The organism is Staphylococcus sp. M0911 (genome assembly GCF_003491325.1).
GTDB classification, from domain to species: domain Bacteria; phylum Bacillota; class Bacilli; order Staphylococcales; family Staphylococcaceae; genus Staphylococcus; species Staphylococcus warneri_A.
The window spans coordinates 1,633,947-1,652,988 of the sequence record NZ_CP022881.1 but is presented as its reverse complement, the minus strand read 5'-3'; the positions used below and the strand labels follow the sequence as shown (position 1 = coordinate 1,652,988).

The 19,042-nt window shown below is 33.1% G+C and carries 16 protein-coding genes; all 16 read left to right on the top strand.

Going from position 1 to position 19,042, the window contains the following annotated elements; genetic code table 11:
* Positions 1-133: 133 nt before the first annotated feature.
* On the top strand, positions 134-2,884 hold the full coding sequence (gene ileS, locus ssp1_RS07940) for an isoleucine--tRNA ligase (protein WP_002450618.1): 2,751 nt from the start codon (positions 134-136) through the stop codon (positions 2,882-2,884).
* 223 nt (positions 2,885-3,107) lie between these two features.
* Entirely contained in the window at positions 3,108-3,902 is a 795-nt protein-coding gene (locus ssp1_RS07935; protein ID WP_075777734.1) for a VOC family protein, read from the top strand.
* 4 nt (positions 3,903-3,906) lie between these two features.
* On the top strand, positions 3,907-4,383 hold the full coding sequence (locus tag ssp1_RS07930; RefSeq protein WP_002450615.1) for a CHAP domain-containing protein: 477 nt from the start codon (positions 3,907-3,909) through the stop codon (positions 4,381-4,383).
* A 552-nt stretch (positions 4,384-4,935) separates the two neighbouring features.
* Positions 4,936-5,412 (top strand): signal peptidase II, encoded by a 477-nt coding sequence (gene lspA, locus ssp1_RS07925; RefSeq protein ID WP_075779019.1) that lies wholly within the window; start codon positions 4,936-4,938, stop codon positions 5,410-5,412.
* Positions 5,413-5,423: 11 nt separating this feature from the next.
* A complete protein-coding gene (locus ssp1_RS07920) occupies positions 5,424-6,341 on the top strand; it encodes an RluA family pseudouridine synthase (RefSeq protein ID WP_075779020.1) in 918 nt (305 codons plus the stop codon).
* Between the two features lie 223 nt (positions 6,342-6,564).
* On the top strand, positions 6,565-7,698 hold the full coding sequence (locus ssp1_RS07915) for a low temperature requirement protein A (protein WP_118828179.1): 1,134 nt from the start codon (positions 6,565-6,567) through the stop codon (positions 7,696-7,698).
* A 396-nt stretch (positions 7,699-8,094) separates the two neighbouring features.
* Positions 8,095-8,622, top strand: coding sequence for a bifunctional pyr operon transcriptional regulator/uracil phosphoribosyltransferase PyrR (gene pyrR / locus ssp1_RS07910; RefSeq protein ID WP_118828178.1), 528 nt, complete (start codon positions 8,095-8,097; stop codon positions 8,620-8,622).
* Between the two features lie 184 nt (positions 8,623-8,806).
* A complete protein-coding gene (locus tag ssp1_RS07905) occupies positions 8,807-10,099 on the top strand; it encodes a uracil-xanthine permease family protein (protein WP_002450609.1) in 1,293 nt (430 codons plus the stop codon).
* 24 nt (positions 10,100-10,123) lie between these two features.
* Positions 10,124-11,005, top strand: a complete 882-nt coding sequence (locus tag ssp1_RS07900) for an aspartate carbamoyltransferase catalytic subunit (protein WP_075779024.1) — start codon at positions 10,124-10,126, stop codon at positions 11,003-11,005.
* A gap of 18 nt (positions 11,006-11,023) precedes the next feature.
* The gene (locus tag ssp1_RS07895) at positions 11,024-12,301 is read left to right on the top strand and encodes a dihydroorotase (protein WP_049425267.1); all 1,278 of its coding nucleotides are present in this window, start codon (positions 11,024-11,026) and stop codon (positions 12,299-12,301) included.
* The gene (locus tag ssp1_RS07890; protein ID WP_049425266.1) at positions 12,302-13,402 is read left to right on the top strand and encodes a carbamoyl phosphate synthase small subunit; all 1,101 of its coding nucleotides are present in this window, start codon (positions 12,302-12,304) and stop codon (positions 13,400-13,402) included. It abuts the gene before it with no gap.
* Positions 13,395-16,568: a carbamoyl-phosphate synthase large subunit gene (gene carB / locus ssp1_RS07885; protein WP_002450605.1), complete on the top strand. Its 3,174-nt coding sequence runs from the start codon at positions 13,395-13,397 to the stop codon at positions 16,566-16,568. Before ssp1_RS07890 ends, carB begins: the two co-directional genes overlap by 8 nt.
* Before the next feature lie 107 nt (positions 16,569-16,675).
* Positions 16,676-17,368 (top strand): orotidine-5'-phosphate decarboxylase, encoded by a 693-nt coding sequence (gene pyrF / locus ssp1_RS07880; protein ID WP_002450604.1) that lies wholly within the window; start codon positions 16,676-16,678, stop codon positions 17,366-17,368.
* Entirely contained in the window at positions 17,369-17,980 is a 612-nt protein-coding gene (gene pyrE, locus ssp1_RS07875; RefSeq protein ID WP_118828177.1) for an orotate phosphoribosyltransferase, read from the top strand.
* 24 nt (positions 17,981-18,004) lie between these two features.
* Entirely contained in the window at positions 18,005-18,229 is a 225-nt protein-coding gene (locus tag ssp1_RS07870; protein ID WP_002450602.1) for a hypothetical protein, read from the top strand.
* A 367-nt stretch (positions 18,230-18,596) separates the two neighbouring features.
* Positions 18,597-19,004, top strand: a complete 408-nt coding sequence (locus ssp1_RS07865; RefSeq protein WP_002450601.1) for a VOC family protein — start codon at positions 18,597-18,599, stop codon at positions 19,002-19,004.
* Positions 19,005-19,042: the final 38 nt, after the last annotated feature.

Sequence of the window (19,042 nt, the reverse complement as noted above, 5' to 3'; positions counted from 1 at the left end):
CACTGACTGATAATGATGAATAAAGAACCAAGAGAGAACTCTAAGTTGAGTTAATCAGGGTGGTACCGCGGTATAACCGTCCCTGTTAATTGAACTTAGAGTTCTTTTTTATAATTAGGAGGAATGAAAGTATATGAATTATAAAGATACGTTATTAATGCCCAAAACAGAATTTCCAATGCGAGGCGGTTTACCAAATAAAGAACCAAAAATCCAAGAGCAATGGGATGCAGACAATCAATATCAAAAAGCTTTAGAGAAAAACAAAGGTAATGCCTCATATATTTTACACGATGGACCACCATACGCGAATGGTAGTTTACATATGGGTCATGCATTAAACAAAATTATTAAAGACTTTATTGTACGTTATAAAACAATGCAAGGTTTTTATGCACCATATGTACCAGGTTGGGATACACATGGTCTTCCAATTGAACAAGCATTGACTAAAAAAGGTGTAGATCGTAAAAAAATGTCTACAGCCGAATTTAGAGAAAAATGTAAAGAATTCGCTCTAGAGCAAATTGAAATTCAAAAGAAAGATTTCAAACGTCTAGGTGTACGTGGTGACTTTAACGATCCATATATCACATTGAAACCTGAATATGAAGCTGCTCAAATTCGATTATTCGGTGAAATGGCAGAAAAAGGACTTATTTATAAAGGTAAAAAGCCAGTCTATTGGTCACCATCTAGTGAATCATCTCTAGCAGAAGCGGAAATCGAATATCATGATAAACGTTCAGCATCAATTTACGTTGCATTTGATGTTAAAGATGATAAAGGTGTAGTAGATAAAGATGCTCAATTCATTATCTGGACAACTACACCTTGGACAATTCCTTCTAATGTTGCGATTACTGTTCATCCGGAATTAAAATACGGACAATACAATGTAAATGGCAAAAAATATATTATTGCTCAAGCATTAGCTGAAACAGTAGCAGAAGCTTTAGAATGGGATCAAGATACGATTCAACTTGAAAAAGAATTTACAGGTAAAGAATTAGAATATGTTGAAGCACAACATCCATTCTTAGATCGTACTTCATTAGTTATTAACGGTGAACATGTTACAACTGATGCTGGTACAGGTTGTGTTCATACAGCACCTGGACACGGGGAAGACGACTACATTGTTGGACAAAAATATGATTTACCAGTGATTAGTCCATTAAATGATAAAGGTGTCTTCACTGAAGAAGGTGGACCTTTTGAAGGTATGTTCTATGATAAAGCGAATAAAGCAGTAACAGACTTATTAACTGAGAAAGATGCATTGTTAAAATTAAACTTTATTACGCATAGTTATCCTCACGATTGGAGAACGAAAAAACCAGTTATCTTCCGTGCAACACCACAATGGTTTGCATCTATTAATAAAGTGAGACAAGACATTTTAGATGCAATTGAAGATACTCAATTTAAAGTAGATTGGGGTAAAACACGTATTTATAATATGATTCGTGACCGTGGTGAATGGGTAATTTCACGTCAACGTGTTTGGGGCGTACCACTTCCTGTGTTTTATGCAGAAAATGGTGACATCATCATGACCAAAGAAACTGTAAATCACGTTGCAGATTTATTTGAACAACATGGTTCTAATATTTGGTTTGAAAAAGAAGCCAAAGATTTATTACCTGAAGGCTTCACACATCCAGGTAGTCCAAATGGTGAATTTACGAAAGAAAATGACATCATGGATGTTTGGTTTGATTCTGGTTCATCTCATAGAGGTGTGCTTGAAACACGTCCAGAATTAAGTTTCCCAGCTGACTTATACTTTGAAGGTAGTGACCAATACCGTGGTTGGTTTAACTCATCTATTACAACTTCTGTTGCTACAAGAGGACAAGCACCATATAAATTCTTATTATCTCATGGTTTCGTTATGGACGGAGAAGGTAAGAAAATGAGTAAATCATTAGGTAATGTCATCGTTCCTGATCAAGTCGTTAAACAAAAAGGTGCTGATATTGCACGTCTTTGGGTAAGTAGTACAGACTATTTAGCAGATGTACGTATTTCAGATGAAATCTTAAAACAAACATCTGATGTATATCGTAAAATCAGAAATACATTAAGATTTATGTTAGGTAATGTGAGTGATTTCAATCCTGAAACTGATAGCATTGCTGAAGCGGAGTTATTAGAAGTAGATCGTTATTTATTACATCGTTTACGTGAATTTACTGCAAGCACAATTAACAATTATGAAAACTTTGATTATCTTAATATCTATCAAGAAGTTCAAAACTTTATTAATGTTGAATTAAGTAACTTCTACTTAGATTATGGTAAAGATATTCTATATATCGAAGAACGTTCTTCACATAAACGTCGTAGTATGCAAACAGTACTTTATCAAATCTTAGTTGATATGACTAAGTTGCTTGCACCAATTTTAGTGCATACAGCAGAGGAAGTTTGGTCACATACACCTCACGTTAAAGAGGAAAGTGTTCACTTAGCTGATATGCCTAAAGTTGAAGAGGTAGATCAACAATTATTAGATAAATGGAATACATTTATGAATTTACGTGATGATGTGAACCGTGCTTTAGAAGCAGCACGTAATGAAAAAGTAATTGGTAAATCATTAGAAGCTAAAGTTGTGATTGGTAGTAATCAAGACTTTAATGCTACAGAGTTCTTACAACAATTTGATGATTTACAACAATTATTCATTACGTCACAAGCGGAGGTTGTTGATCAAGTTGATAACGGCGTATCATATCAACATGGTGACATCCGTATTGAACATGCAGAAGGTGAAAAATGTGAAAGATGTTGGAACTATAGTGATCAATTAGGTTCTGTTGGTGAACTAGATCATTTATGTCCACGTTGCCAAGAAGTCGTTAAAACACTAATTTAATCGTTAATGTAATATTCAAACTGTTAGCAAAGTCGAATGATTTTGCTAACAGTTTTTATTTTGCAATGACTTGAGACAGTATGGGTATAAATAAATCGTATTGATAAGCATTGCAATTAAGTTGCTTTTGTTTTGATTTTTTTGCATAATATTTAAAATATGAGTCATAATTCATAAGTAAAGATAGTTATATAGATAAGTTATTTTGAAAGAGGTACATGGAATGTTTCATAATAAAGATGCAAATTTTGTCAACGGAATAACGATTAATGTGAGAGATAAAGATGCGCTCAAACCATTTTACGAACAGATTTTAGGATTTAATATTGTCAATGAAACGATGACAAGTATTCAATATGAAGTGGGCATGTCAAACCATTTTATTACTTTAAATGAAATTGCTAATGGTAGAGAACCTCTAATGTCAGAAGCTGGGTTATTCAATATAGGCATTATGCTGCCTTCATTATCGGATTTAGCTGATTTGTTAGTACAATTAAGCGACTATGAAATCCCGGTAAATGGTGGGGAACAAAGTGTAGCCACATCTCTATTTATCGAAGATCCAGAAGGAAATGGTTTGAAGTTCTATGTCGATCAAGATTTTGAAGAATGGCATTATGAAGATGACAAAGTGTTACTTAATATCGTACCAATTAATGTACCACGTTTATTAAATGAAGTATCAGATGAAAAATGGCATGGTATACCAGATGACACAAAAATAGGTACCTTGCATTTGAAGTCGATTCGTATTTCTGAAGTTAAACCATACTATTTCAATTATTTTGGTTTGGAAGAATCTGCATATATGGATGATTACTCGCTCTTTTTATCCTCACAACATTATCATCATCATTTAGCACTAAATCAATGGATTTCTGGAACCAAACGGGTGGATAATGCACATTCTTATGGCTTAGCGCTTGTAGACTTTCATTATCCTGAAACGACACATTTAAATATCAAAGGACCAGATGGGATATACTTTAGATTTAATTTTATAAAAGAAGCGTGATGAAGTGAAGAAAAGTATTGTTTGGATGTTATTTATTACGATTAGCCTAACGCTAGCAGCAATTTTTGATGGTTTGAATAATCAAGATATGACTGAACCTAAAAATCATTTATTCGATTTTAATCCGATGAAATATAATACGTATCAAAAAGGACAATGTACATATTATGTTTTCGATAAGGTGAGAGAAGACCATCATCAAATTGCAAACTCTTGGCATGACGCTAAAGATTGGGCGAAAAATGCTAAAAAAGATCAATATAAAGTCAATCAACATCCTAAAGAAGGTTCGATTTTACAGACGACTGAAGGGAAATATGGTCATGTAGCCTATATTGAAAAAGTGAACGAGGATCAATCATTATACATTTCAGAAATGAATTTTAAAAAGCCATATGAAATATCAAATAGAACTATACCAGCGAATGACGTTGATCAATATCAATATATTCATCCTAAAGAAAATCAACATATATCCTAATGATGAAATGAGTGCAGGCTAGGATATTAATATATTTCAAGTTACATTCATATATAGGCTGTAGGTGACTTACACATGAGTATTGACTCATGTGTTCAAATTAAGCTTTAGAGGTATACATGAACTAAAGTTCATGCATAAAACCGTCTAAGTAATAAATTACAAAGACGGTCTAATGTACCAAGCTTTTTCGTTTCTAGTCAACCTTGCCGTGGGGACGGGCCCCAAACATAGAGAATTTCGAAAAGAAAATCTACAGACAATGCAAGTTGGGGATGGACAACAATAAAGAAATACTTTTACTTTAGAAATTAGTATTTCTTATGCATGAGTTTCACTCATGTATTTCTATTTTAAAGTACATATTAGCTGCGGCTAATGCGTAAGAACCACTACATCATAAATGATTAGTGTTTCTTTATTATTTCTGCCTTACTCCTATATGTTTTAGCAAATATTTATTATGAAGCTAACCTGTTTTTATACTCTTGTTTAAGATATAATGAAAGTTGTTGTAAAAAGTGATGAATGGTTCTGAATGGAGGAACATGAATGAAAAAGAAATATTATGTCGGTATTTCATTACTCGTAGCCTTTTTAATCATAGTCATTGACCAAGTGACAAAATGGATTATTGCTAGTTCAATGAAAATAGGCGATTCTTACGAAGTGATACCCAATTTTTTAAATATAACGTCACATAGAAATAATGGTGCTGCTTGGGGAATATTAAGCGGTAAAATGTTCTTCTTTTATATTATTACAGTGATTATTTTAATTGTGCTCGTATTGTTCTTTATAAAAGAAGCGCAATATAATTTATTTATGCAGTTAGCGATAAGTTTATTATTTGCAGGTGCTTTAGGAAATTTCATTGATCGTTTATTAAATGGAGAAGTTGTTGATTTTATTGATACAAATATTTTTGGATATGATTTTCCTATCTTCAATGTAGCCGATTCAAGTTTAACAATTGGTGTGATATTAGTCATTATTGCACTACTTAAAGATACAACAAATAAAGGTTAGGAGGTCTGATTATGGAAACGTATGAATATACGATTACAGATAGTAATCATGTTGGACAGAGATTAGATAAAGTATTACCAGAATTAAATAGTGATTGGTCACGTAGCCAAATTCAAGATTGGATTAAAGAAGATCTTGTGAAAGTTAATGACAAAGTGGTCAAACCCAATTATAAAGTGAAGCAAAATGACAATATCGTTGTGACTGAACAAGAAGTCGTTGAAGCAGATATCACACCGGAAAATTTAAATCTTGATATATATTATGAAGATGATGATGTAGCTATTGTTTATAAACCAAAAGGGATGGTAGTTCATCCATCACCAGGCCATTACACTGGTACGTTAGTTAATGGGTTGATGTATCAAATTAAAAATTTATCTGGTATTAACGGTGAAATTCGTCCAGGTATCGTGCATCGTATTGATATGGATACATCTGGTTTATTGATGGTTGCTAAAAATGACATTGCACACCGTGGTTTAGTTGAACAATTAATGGCTAAATCAGTTAAGCGTAAATATGTTGCATTAGTTCATGGTAATATTCCACATGACTATGGAACAGTGGATGCACCTATTGGACGTAATAAAAAAGACCGTCAAGCGATGGCAGTAGTAGATGATGGAAAAGAAGCAGTAACACATTTTAACGTTTTAGAACATTTTAAAGATTATACTTTAATAGAATGTGAACTCGAAACAGGCCGTACGCACCAAATTCGTGTGCATATGAAATATATCGGTTTCCCATTAGTTGGAGACCCTAAATATGGTCCTAAAAAAACATTAGATATTGGCGGACAAGCCTTACATGCAGGTGTAATAGGATTTGAGCATCCAGTTACTCATGAATATATTGAAAGAACAGCAGAGTTACCTCAAGAATTTGAAGATTTATTAGCCGATATTAGAAAAAGAGATGCCTAGAAAATGGCATAAAAATAATAAATACTATCACAGCTCTTAAATGATGTCCCATTGTCATTTAGGGGCTTTTTTATAATCAAAAGAAATATGTTAAATAATGTAGGAAGTTCATTTATAGAGTAATTATAAAATGAGTTATAGGTTCTATAGAATAAAATATATGAACATAACATGTAATATGCTATGATATGTTGAAAACAAAGTGAAAGTAGGAACAAACTAAATGGAAACATCGTATCAACCTCGACATTTACAAGAGAAAAGTGCGGGATTTCATGAATTATTTTTTGATTTAATATTTGTTTATGCAATGCAGAAGATGGCACATGTCATTTTAAATGTACATGGGGGGACCATATCATCTGAATTATTTTTAAAGTATATCATTATGAGTGTGTTTTTATGGATATTATGGTCGCATCAAACATTTTATACAAATAGATTTGGAGAAACGACAACTAAAGATGTCATATTTATGATGTTTAACTTGTTTGTATTAGTATTTTTATCAAATAGTTTATATCCTGATTTCGAAAAGACATTCTTTCCATTCTTTCTATGTATTGGAATTCTATATTTGAGTATAAGTATTCAATATAGTTTGCATTTAAATAAAACAAAGCATAAATCTGATTATAAAACGTGTCAGGCATTTGCAATTGTTGCATTAATCGTTGCAATCCTTTCATTAGTATCTCTTGTATTACCAAAAAGTATTCATTATATTCCAGGGTTTTTAGGATTATTTATTGCTTCAACAGGCTTGATTCCATACCGAAAATATTTATATCAATCACCTGTGAATTTATCACATTTAGTTGAAAGATTCTCGTTGTTGACGATTATTATATTTGGTGAGGTTTTAGTTGGTTTAACATCTATATTTAGTATTGAGCATTTCAATTATATTTATATATTTCAATTTTTAATCGTTGTAAGTTTATTCGGAACATATTGGTTAGTGACTGAAAGTCATATTAATTTACATCAAACGACCATTGGTTTCCAACTCGTTTATACACACTTATTAATTAATATCGCATTAGGTATTTTAAATGCTGCTGTTATTTTTAGTGATTCTCATCAGTTAAGTTCAAAGTTTGAAATCTGTATGATGCATGGTAGTATTTTATTATTTTATATTGGTGTTTGGATTAATACGACATATTTTCATAAAGAACTTAAAAACATCAATTATATTATAATCGGCGCAATACTGTTGGTTTTATCATTTATCATTAGTATGTTTTTTAATGGTTATCAAGATGTAATGATTATCAGTATCGCAATTGCAAATATTTTAGTTATGCTTTTGTATTATAAAAATATAAAAAAAACGTACCAAGTCTGTGATTAAATAAAATACCGCTAGCGATGCAAATGACATAATATAGTAAACATTTAAAAAATGTTAATCAATCAAGTATTTTCTTAGAAAAGACGTTGACTATTTGCAACTTTAGGATTAAACTAATAACAGTTTAAATATAAAAGTAGTCTTTAAAGATAAGTCCAGAGAGGCTTCAAAGACATGAAAATGATACTGATATACATGATTGTTATTAATTTAATGAGATGATAACTAACGATCAATCATTGAATGATTGCATAACAAACAGTTAAGAATATGTGTGGAATATTGTTTAGTTACACTAGGGCTAAATTGATATCACGCATTATCTATATATCAACCTCATGTCTTTGTTAAAGACGTGAGGTTTTTTTGATATGAATAAGAGATAGAGGTGAGACAATGTCTGAACGTATCATAATGGATGAAGCAGCAATTCAACGTACAGTTACTCGAATTGCACATGAAATATTAGAGTATAACAAAGGTACTGAGAATTTGGTATTACTAGGCATTAAAACACGTGGTGCATATTTAGCTTATCGTATTCAAGAAAAAATAAATATGATAGAGCAACAACTTCTACCAACAGGCACAATTGATATTACACAATTCCGTGATGATATCGATCATGTTTCGAAGCAATCATTCGACAAAGCTTTTGAAATAGATGTAGATATTACAGGAAAAGTTGTTATTATCATTGATGACGTCTTATACACTGGAAGAACGGTTAGAGCGTCATTAGATGCCATCTTATTACATGAGAGACCAATTAAAATTGGATTAGCTACGCTAGTTGATCGAGGCCACAGAGAGCTTCCAATTCGCGCAGATTTTGTAGGAAAAAATATACCAACTGCACGCGATGAATCCGTTAAAGTATACTTAACTGAAAAGGATTCAACTAATGCAGTTATAATAGAATAATATCCCTTTTAAAGCAGTACGAGAGACTGAAAAAGGTGAAATGAATATATGAGCAAAGTAGTTACAATAGAATTATTATGTTAACTACTGTATTTAAATAGCTTAAATACTTCATATCATTCGCTTTAGTCTCTTTGCATAACTGTATGTAAAGAGATTTTTTTATGAAAGGAAATGAATCACCATGGAAAATGAACAAATGTTTGAAAGAACGGTACAACCAGTATTAGATGTACAAGACAAACCAAAGCCAGCACAGTGGGCGTTTTTAAGCTTGCAACACTTATTTGCAATGTTTGGATCGACAGTACTTGTACCATTTTTAACCGGACTGCCTATTTCAGCAGCATTATTAGCATCAGGAATTGGAACTTTGTTATACATACTTATTACCAAAGCTAAAATTCCAGCATATTTGGGATCTAGCTTTGCATTTATCACACCAATCATTACGGGATTAAGTACACATAGTTTAGGAGACATGTTAGTCGCACTCTTCATGAGTGGTTTAATGTACGTCATTATTGGTTTCTTAATCCGTTTTAGTGGGACAGGTTGGTTGATGCACTTATTACCACCAGTTGTAGTTGGACCTGTCATTATGGTCATTGGATTAAGCCTTGCACCAACTGCAGTTAACATGGCAATGTATGAAAATTCTGCAGACATGAAAGGTTATAACTTAAGCTATTTAGTCGTTGCATTAATTACGCTGATTGTAACAATCGTTGTACAAGGATTCTTCAAAGGATTCTTATCATTAATTCCTGTATTAATAGGGATCATAGTGGGTTATATCGTCTCTATCTTTATGGGATTGGTTAAATTTGCACCGATTGCAAAAGCAAAATGGTTAGCATTCCCGGATATTTACTTACCATTTAAAGATTATGTACCTTCCTTCCATTTAGGATTAGTGCTTGTCATGATTCCAGTTGTATTTGTAACTGTCAGTGAGCACATCGGACATCAAATGGTAATCAACAAAATTGTAGGTAAAAACTTCTTTAAAGATCCAGGTTTAGATAAATCAATCATAGGTGACGGTGTATCCACAATGGTTGCAAGTATTATAGGTGGACCACCAAGTACAACTTATGGTGAAAACATTGGTGTATTAGCGATCACGAAAATTTACAGTATCTATGTCATTGGTGGTGCTGCAGTCATCGCAATCGTACTTGCATTCATTGGTAAATTTACAGCACTTATTTCTTCCATACCAACACCGGTTATGGGTGGCGTGTCAATATTATTATTTGGCATTATCGCAGCAAGTGGTTTAAGAATGATTGTAGAAAGCAACGTTGATTTTGCTAACAATAGAAACTTAGTGATTGCATCAGTCATCTTAGTTATTGGAATAGGAAATTTATTAATCAATTTAAAAGGTATCGGCGTTAACTTACAACTTGAAGGAATGGCATTATCAGCTTTATCAGGCATTATCTTAAATTTAATCTTACCTAAAAAATAGTTAGATATTCTGAGGAGGCAAACAATGGAACATTTATTATCAATGGAAGATTTATCAAACGATGAAATTTATAGCTTAGTCAAAAAAGCAAGTCAGTTTAAATCTGGAGAAGTTAATGTACCACAATACAAAAATCATTTTGTAGCTAATTTGTTCTTTGAAAATTCAACAAGAACAAAATGTAGTTTTGAAGTTGCCGAACAAAAACTAGGATTGAATTTAGTTAATTTTGAAACGAGTACGTCGTCTGTACAAAAAGGAGAATCACTATATGATACTTGTAAGACATTAGAAAGTATTGGTGTAAACTTGTTAGTAATCAGACACTCTCAAAATGCATATTATGACGATTTGGAAGGACTAAATATACCTATTGCCAATGGTGGTGATGGTAGTGGACAACACCCGACTCAAAGCCTACTTGATTTAATGACTATTTATGAAGAATATGGAAAATTCGAAGGTTTAAACGTATTAATTTGTGGTGATATTAAAAATTCACGTGTTGCTAGAAGTAATTTCCATAGTTTAAAAGCTTTAGGTGCAAATGTCATGTTCGCGAGTCCTGATGAATGGGTAGATGATACAATAGAAGCATCATACGTTAACATTGATGATGTGATTGAAAAAGTTGATATTGTGATGTTACTTAGAGTTCAGCACGAAAGACACGGCATTACAGGAAAAGCTAACTTTGAAGCTGAAAATTATCATCAACAATATGGGTTAACTAAGGAAAGATATGATAAATTAAAGAAAGAAGCTATTGTCATGCATCCAGCTCCAGTCAATAGAGGTGTTGAAATTGAAAGTGACCTAGTAGAGGCACCTCAATCACGCATCTTTAAACAAATGGAAAATGGCATGTATTTAAGAATGGCAGTCATTGATGAGCTTTTAAAATAAGGAAGGGGTATTTAAATCATGAAACTAATTAAGAACGGTAAAATTATAAAAAATGGAAAATTAAAAAATACGGATATTCTTATTGACGGTAAAAGAATTAAAACGATTAGCAGTAAAATTGATTCTTCATCTGAAAATATTGAAGTTATAGATGCTAAAGGAAATTTAATCGCGCCTGGATTTGTAGATGTTCATGTACATTTACGTGAACCAGGTGGAGAACATAAAGAAACAATTGAAACTGGTACGAAAGCAGCTGCAAGAGGTGGTTTTACAACTATTTGTCCAATGCCAAATACAAGACCAGTACCAGATTCAGTGGAAAATATAAGAGCGTTAAGAGAAAAAATCAAAGATTCAGCACAAATTCGTGTCTTACCATACGCTTCTATTACAACTAGACAAGCAGGTAAAGAGTTAGTAGATTTCCAAGCTTTAGCAGATGAAGGTGTGTTTGCCTTTACTGATGATGGCGTTGGTGTACAACAAGCAAGTATGATGTATGCTGCTATGAAACAAGCTGCAAAAGTGAAAAAACCTATCGTAGCACATTGTGAAGATAATAGTTTAATATACGGTGGTGCTATGCACAAAGGTAAACGTAGTGAGGAATTAGGTATTCCAGGTATCCCAAATGTATGTGAATCAGTTCAAATTGCCCGAGACGTTCTATTAGCAGAAGCGACAGGTTGTCATTACCATGTATGTCACGTTTCTACTAAAGAAAGTGTTCGTGTCATTCGTGACGCTAAAAAAGCAGGCATTCATGTAACTGCAGAAGTAACACCTCATCACTTATTATTAACTGAAAATGATGTGCCAGGTGATGATGCAAATTACAAAATGAATCCACCATTAAGAAGTACAGAAGATCGTGATGCATTATTAGAAGGTTTATTAGATGGAACAATTGATTGTATCGCAACTGATCATGCACCTCATGCGAAAGAAGAAAAAGAACAACCAATGACAAAAGCACCATTCGGTATTGTAGGTAGTGAAACTGCATTCCCATTATTATATACGCACTTTGTTAGAAATGGTAATTGGTCATTAAAACAATTAATCGATTACTTAACAATTAAACCAGCAACTATCTTTAATCTTAATTATGGTAAGTTGCATAAAGATAGTTACGCAGACATCACAATTATTGATTTAGAAAATGAAAAAGAAATTAAAAGTGAAGATTTCTTATCTAAAGCTGACAACACACCATTTATTGGTGAAAAAGTATTCGGACATCCGGTATTAACAATGGTTAAAGGTGAAGTAGTATTTAAGGAGGAAAAATAGATGCTTTCAAAACGTTATCTAGTATTTGAAGACGGCTCTTATTATGAAGGGTATCAATTAGGTTCAGATGAACTTTCAATTGGCGAAATTGTATTTAATACAGCTATGACAGGTTATCAAGAAACGATTTCGGATCCATCATATACGGGTCAAATTATTACATTTACGTACCCATTAATTGGAAATTACGGTATCAATAGAGATGATTTTGAATCTTTAACTCCAACATTGAATGGTGTTGTTGTGAAAGAAGCAAGTACACATCCTAGTAATTTTCGTAATCAAAAGACTTTACACGAAGTATTAGTACAATACCAAATACCAGGTATCTCAGGGGTAGATACAAGAAGTATTACCCGTAAGATTCGTCAACACGGTGTATTAAGAGCCGGATTCACAGATAACAAAGCTGACATTGAAAGCTTAGTCCAACATTTAAAAACGACTGAATTACCTAGAGATGAAGTATCGACAGTTTCTACAAAAACACCTTATGTTTCTACAGGTTCAGATTTAAGTGTTGTCTTACTCGACTTTGGTAAAAAACAAAATATCGTTCGAGAGTTAAACATGCGTGGTTGTAATGTGACTGTTGTACCTTATAACACATCTGCAGAAGAAATCATCAAAATGTCTCCAGACGGTGTAATGCTATCTAATGGTCCTGGAGATCCAGAAGAAATTGATGTTGCTGTGAAAATGATTAACGGTATTCTTGGCAAAATTCCATTCTTTGGTATTTGCCTAGGCCACCAATTATTTGCTTTATCTCAAGGTGCTACATCATTCAAAATGAAGTTTGGACATAGAGGTGCCAACCACCCTGTTAAAAACTTAAGAACAGGTAAAGTCGACATTACAAGTCAAAACCACGGTTATTCAATTGACCGAGATTCATTAGAAAATACAGACTTAGAAGTCACTCATATTGCATTAAATGATGGTACTGTTGAAGGCTTAAGACATAAAACGTTACCTGCCTTTTCAGTTCAGTATCATCCAGAAGCAAGACCAGGTCCAAGTGATTCTAATTATTTATTTGACGAGTTTATTACTATGATGAATGAGTTCATCGAAAAGGAGCGTAATGTAAATGCCTAAGCGTAACGATATTCAAACAATTTTAGTAGTAGGATCGGGCCCAATTATTATTGGCCAAGCTGCGGAATTTGATTATGCAGGAACTCAAGCCTGTCTTGCACTTAAAGAAGAAGGGTATAGAGTGATCTTGGTTAACTCTAACCCAGCTACAATTATGACTGATAAAGAAATTGCAGATAAAGTATATATTGAACCTTTAACACATGATTTTATCGCACGTATCATTCGTAAAGAACAACCTGATGCTTTGTTACCAACTTTAGGTGGTCAAACAGGTTTAAATATGGCAATTCAGTTACATGACAGTGGTGTATTAGCTGCTAATAATGTGAAACTACTGGGAACTGAATTAGAATCAATTCAACAAGCTGAAGACCGTGAACTATTTAGAACATTGATGAATGATTTAGATGTTCCTGTACCAGAAAGTGATATTGTAAATACAGTTGAACAAGCTTTTAAATTTAAAGAAGAAGTGGGTTATCCATTAATCGTTCGACCAGCCTTTACAATGGGTGGTACAGGTGGCGGTATTTGCTATAACGATGATGATTTAAAAGAAGTTGTAACAAATGGTTTACATTATAGTCCAGCTACACAATGTTTAATTGAAAAATCAATTGCAGGTTTTAAAGAAATTGAATATGAAGTTATGCGTGATAAAAATGATAATGCCATTGTAGTATGTAATATGGAAAACATTGACCCAGTGGGTATCCATACAGGTGATTCCATTGTGGTTGCACCAAGTCAAACATTATCAGACGTGGAATACCAAATGCTAAGAGACGTTTCATTAAAAGTTATTCGAGCTTTAGGCATCGAAGGTGGATGTAATGTTCAGTTAGCGTTAGATCCAGATTCATTTAATTACTATATTATTGAAGTCAATCCACGTGTATCTCGTTCATCAGCATTAGCATCTAAAGCAACAGGTTATCCAATTGCCAAACTAGCTGCAAAGATTGCTGTTGGATTAACATTAGATGAAATGTTAAATCCAATTACAGGTACTTCATATGCAGCATTTGAACCGACATTGGATTATGTAATCTCTAAAATTCCACGTTTCCCATTTGATAAATTTGAAAAAGGTGAACGCGAATTAGGCACACAAATGAAAGCAACAGGTGAAGTAATGGCAATCGGCCGTACCTACGAAGAATCATTACTCAAAGCAATTCGTTCATTAGAATATGGTGTGCATCACTTAGGATTACCAAATGGAGAAAGTTTTGATTTAGATTACATTAAAGAAAGAATTAGTCATCAGGATGACGAAAGATTATTCTTCATCGGTGAAGCCATTCGTCGTGGTACAACACTAGAAGAAATTCATAATATGACTAAAATTGACTATTTCTTCTTAAATAAATTCCAGAATATTATTAATATTGAACATGAATTAAAAGCACATCAAGGCGATTTAGAATATCTTAAATATGCTAAAGATTATGGTTTCAGTGACAAAGTCATTGCTCATCGATTTGATATGACAGAAGAAGACGTCTATCAATTGAGAATTAACAACAATATTACGCCAGTATACAAAATGGTAGATACATGTGCGGCTGAATTCGAATCAACAACACCATATTATTATGGTACCTATGAAACTGAAAATGAATCCATTGTTACAGACAAAGAGAAAATTTTAGTTTTAGGTTCAGGTCCTATTCGTATAGGGCAAGGGGTTGAATTTGACTATGCAACAGTACATGCTGTGTGGGCAATTCAAAATGCTGGATATGAAGCAATTATTGTCAATAATAACCCAGAAACAGTATCAACTGACTTCTCTATTTCAGATAAATTATACTTTGAACCTCTTACTGAAGAAGATGTGATGAGTATCATTAATCTAGAACAACCAAAAGGTGTCGTTGTACAATTTGGAGGACAAACAGCTATTAATTTAGCAGATAAATTAGCTAAACATGGCGTGCAAATTCTAGGAACATCTTTAGAAGATTTAAACAGAGCTGAAGATAGAAAAGAATTTGAAGCGTTATTGCATACAATTGACGTACCACAACCTCAAGGTAAAACTGCGACTTCACCAAAAGAAGCATTAGAAAATGCACGTAATATTGGTTACCCAGTTGTTGTAAGACCTTCATATGTACTTGGTGGTCGTGCAATGGAAATTGTTGATAATGATAAAGAATTAGAAAACTATATGACACAAGCAGTTAAAGCTAGCCCAGAACATCCAGTGTTAGTTGATAGATACTTAACTGGTAAAGAAATCGAAGTCGATGCTATCTCAGATGGTGAAACAGTAATTATTCCAGGTATTATGGAACATATTGAACGTGCAGGTGTCCATAGTGGTGATTCTATCGCAGTATATCCACCTCAAACATTATCTCAAGAAGAAATTGAGACATTAGAAGATTATACGATTCGACTAGCGAAAGGCTTGAATATCGTTGGATTAATTAACATTCAGTTTGTGATTGCACATGACGGTGTTTATGTTTTAGAAGTAAACCCTCGTTCAAGTCGTACTGTACCATTCTTAAGTAAAATCACTGATATTCAAATGGCTCAACTCGCAATGCAAGCCATTATGGGTACAAAATTATCTTCACTTGGTTATAAAGAAGGTATTCAACCGTATTCAGAAGGGGTATTTGTTAAAGCACCAGTATTCAGCTTTAATAAATTGAAAAATGTTGATATCACTTTAGGACCTGAGATGAAATCAACTGGTGAAGTAATGGGTAAAGATCAAACATTAGAAAAAGCGCTATACAAAGGGTTAACAGGTAGTGGATTTGAAGTTAAAGATCATGGAACTGTATTGATGACTGTAAGTGATAAAGATAAAGAAGAAATTGTTAAAATTGCGCATCGTCTTAATGAAGTCGGTTATAAGATTTTAGCCACTAAAGGTACTGCTGAAAAATTAAATCAAAATGATATTCCAGTAGAAGTTGTAGGCAAAATCGGTGGTGAAAATGATTTACTCACTCGTATTCAAAATGGTGATGTACAAATCGTGATCAACACAATGACAAAAGGTAAAGAAGTGGAAAGAGATGGCTTCCAAATTCGTCGTACTACGGTAGAAAATGGTATCCCATGTCTTACATCACTTGATACTGCAAGTGCATTAACAAATGTTATAGAGAGTATGACATTTACAATGAGAAATATGTAAAACAAGTTCAATTAAATAAGCTAAAGTCTACATTTATTTTAAGATAAGTTCTTCAATTCATAGTTTTTAGCTATGGTTGAAGAACTTTCAATATAAGGAGTTACACGATGAAACAATTACCAATTATTGCATTAGATTTTGAATCAGCTGATAAAGTAAATGCATTTTTAGATCAATTCGATGAACCATTATTTGTTAAAGTTGGTATGGAATTATTCTATCAAACCGGACCTGAACTGATTAAATCTATTAAAGATAGAGGACATAGTATTTTCTTGGATTTAAAATTACATGATATTCCAAACACTGTGAGTAAAGCCATGGAAGGTTTAGCGAAGCTAGATGTGGATTTAGTCAATGTGCATGCAGCTGGTGGTAAGACAATGATGGAAGCGGCTATTAAAGGATTACGTCAACATAATAAACATACCAGAATCATTGCAGTGACTCAGTTAACATCAACTACAGAGACACAGTTACACGAAGAACAAAACATTCAAACGACAATTGAAGAGGCTGTATTAAACTATGCTAAGTTAAGTCAACAAGCTGGTTTAGATGGTGTGGTATGTTCACCACTTGAAGCGGAGTTAATAACTGCTCAACTAGGTAAAGATTTTATGAAGGTTACACCAGGTATTAGACCAGAAGGTGCCGCTCAAAACGACCAAAAGCGTATTACAACTCCCGAGCAAGCAAAACAATTAGGTTCAACACATATTGTCGTTGGACGACCTATAACACAGAGTGATGATCCAGTTAAAAGTTATCAAATTATTAAAGAAAGTTGGTTAGGTTAAATGGCTAAAGAAATTGCAAAGGCATTATTAGATATTAAGGCAGTATCACTTTCACCCAATGATTTATTTACATGGAGTTCAGGAATTAAATCACCTATCTATTGTGATAATCGTGTTACATTAGGTTATCCACTCGTACGTAATGCGATTAGAGATGGTTTAATCAAATTAATTAACGAAAAATTCGAAGATGTAGAAGTGATATCAGGAACTGCGACAGCAGGGATTCCACACGCTGCATATATTTCAGAAAAAATGGAATCACCTATGAACTATGTACGTTCAAAAAGTAAAAGTCATGGTAAGCAAAATCAAATCGAAGGTGCGAAAAGTGAAGGTAAGAAAGTCGTAGTTATAGAAGACTTAATTTCAACTGGCGGTTCTTCAATAACTGCAGTAGATGCATTAAAAGAAAGTGGTGCAGATGTATTAGGTGTTGTAGCTATCTTTACTTATGGATTAGCCAAAGCTGATGAAACATTTAATGAAGCGAAGATACCTTTCTATACATTAAGTAATTATAATGAGTTAATTGACGTTGCTAAAGAGCAAGGAGAAATTTCTGAAGATGATATTAAGACATTAGTTGAATGGAGAGATAACTTATCATAAGATAAGAGCATAGGTGGGATGACCATGAAAAAACAAAACAATAATAATAATTTGTATACATCCTTAAAACATTGTAATGCATTTTTAAGTAGAGAAGAGGACTATCGTGAAAATGTATACACCGATGCTCAGACTAATGAATCAACGATGGTTCAATTTCAGAAAGAGATGAGCCGAGATGCGTTTGTGCATTCAAGTGATATATTTAAAAAAGCAAAGCAAAACCTACGTGTTAAAGGCGAGTTGTAAGTAGGCTCTAGAGAATTTACATGTTAATAAGTGATAATAATAGTTGAGCGGTGTACAGTCAATGTGTTTAAACAAAGATTGGACACCGCTCTATATTGTATTAACGAATGAATATTTTAGTTAATAGCCATCCAATGAGTAGAACAATTACTAATATTAATAAAGGTATAAGTACATGTGTCATGTTATGGCCTCCTTTTCACTTAGTTTAATTTTAACTGTTCATGATAATAAGTCAAAATTTATCAACTTATATGCTGAAAAAGTTTTATGAATTCACTGATTTAAAAGGTCTATAACAGAAAATAATCGTTACACATGTTAAACTATACTAAAGAAAAATAAACATACCTTTAGGGGGATTAAAATGGAAATACCAAAAATAACAACATTTTTAATGTTTAATGATCAAGCTGAAGAAGCTATCAATTTATATACAAGTTTATTTGAAGACAGTGAAATTATAACAATGGTTAAATACGATGAAGATGGACCAGGCACACCAGGTACCGTCCAACATTCAATATTTACACTCAATGGCCAAGTTTTTATGGCTATTGATGCGAACAATGGTGAAGAATTACCTATGAACCCTGCGATGTCACTTTATGTCACTGTTAAAGATCCTATGGAAATGGAAAGATTATTTAGCGGTCTGAAAAAAGAGGGCGCCATTTTGATGCCTAAAACAGAAATGCCTCCGTATAGAGAATTTGCATGGGTACAAGATAAGTTTGGTGTCAGTTTCCAATTGGCTTTACCAGAAAAACATTAATCTATAACATAAAAAAGCACTGATTTTAGCATTTAATG

Bases quoted from the DNA above. Each gene is read 5' to 3' on its own strand.
- carB (WP_002450605.1), top strand. From the start codon at position 13,395: ATGCCTAAGCGTAACGATATTCAAACAATTTTAGTAGTAGGATCGGGC.
- lspA (WP_075779019.1), top strand. From the start codon at position 4,936: ATGAAAAAGAAATATTATGTCGGTATTTCATTACTCGTAGCCTTTTTA.
- ssp1_RS07870 (WP_002450602.1), top strand. From the start codon at position 18,005: ATGAAAAAACAAAACAATAATAATAATTTGTATACATCCTTAAAACAT.
- pyrF (WP_002450604.1), top strand. From the start codon at position 16,676: ATGAAACAATTACCAATTATTGCATTAGATTTTGAATCAGCTGATAAA.
- pyrR (WP_118828178.1), top strand. From the start codon at position 8,095: ATGTCTGAACGTATCATAATGGATGAAGCAGCAATTCAACGTACAGTT.
- ssp1_RS07890 (WP_049425266.1), top strand. From the start codon at position 12,302: ATGCTTTCAAAACGTTATCTAGTATTTGAAGACGGCTCTTATTATGAA.
- pyrE (WP_118828177.1), top strand. From the start codon at position 17,369: ATGGCTAAAGAAATTGCAAAGGCATTATTAGATATTAAGGCAGTATCA.
- ileS (WP_002450618.1), top strand. From the start codon at position 134: ATGAATTATAAAGATACGTTATTAATGCCCAAAACAGAATTTCCAATG.
- ssp1_RS07905 (WP_002450609.1), top strand. From the start codon at position 8,807: ATGGAAAATGAACAAATGTTTGAAAGAACGGTACAACCAGTATTAGAT.
- ssp1_RS07895 (WP_049425267.1), top strand. From the start codon at position 11,024: ATGAAACTAATTAAGAACGGTAAAATTATAAAAAATGGAAAATTAAAA.
- ssp1_RS07865 (WP_002450601.1), top strand. From the start codon at position 18,597: ATGGAAATACCAAAAATAACAACATTTTTAATGTTTAATGATCAAGCT.
- ssp1_RS07935 (WP_075777734.1), top strand. From the start codon at position 3,108: ATGTTTCATAATAAAGATGCAAATTTTGTCAACGGAATAACGATTAAT.
- ssp1_RS07920 (WP_075779020.1), top strand. From the start codon at position 5,424: ATGGAAACGTATGAATATACGATTACAGATAGTAATCATGTTGGACAG.
- ssp1_RS07915 (WP_118828179.1), top strand. From the start codon at position 6,565: ATGGAAACATCGTATCAACCTCGACATTTACAAGAGAAAAGTGCGGGA.
- ssp1_RS07900 (WP_075779024.1), top strand. From the start codon at position 10,124: ATGGAACATTTATTATCAATGGAAGATTTATCAAACGATGAAATTTAT.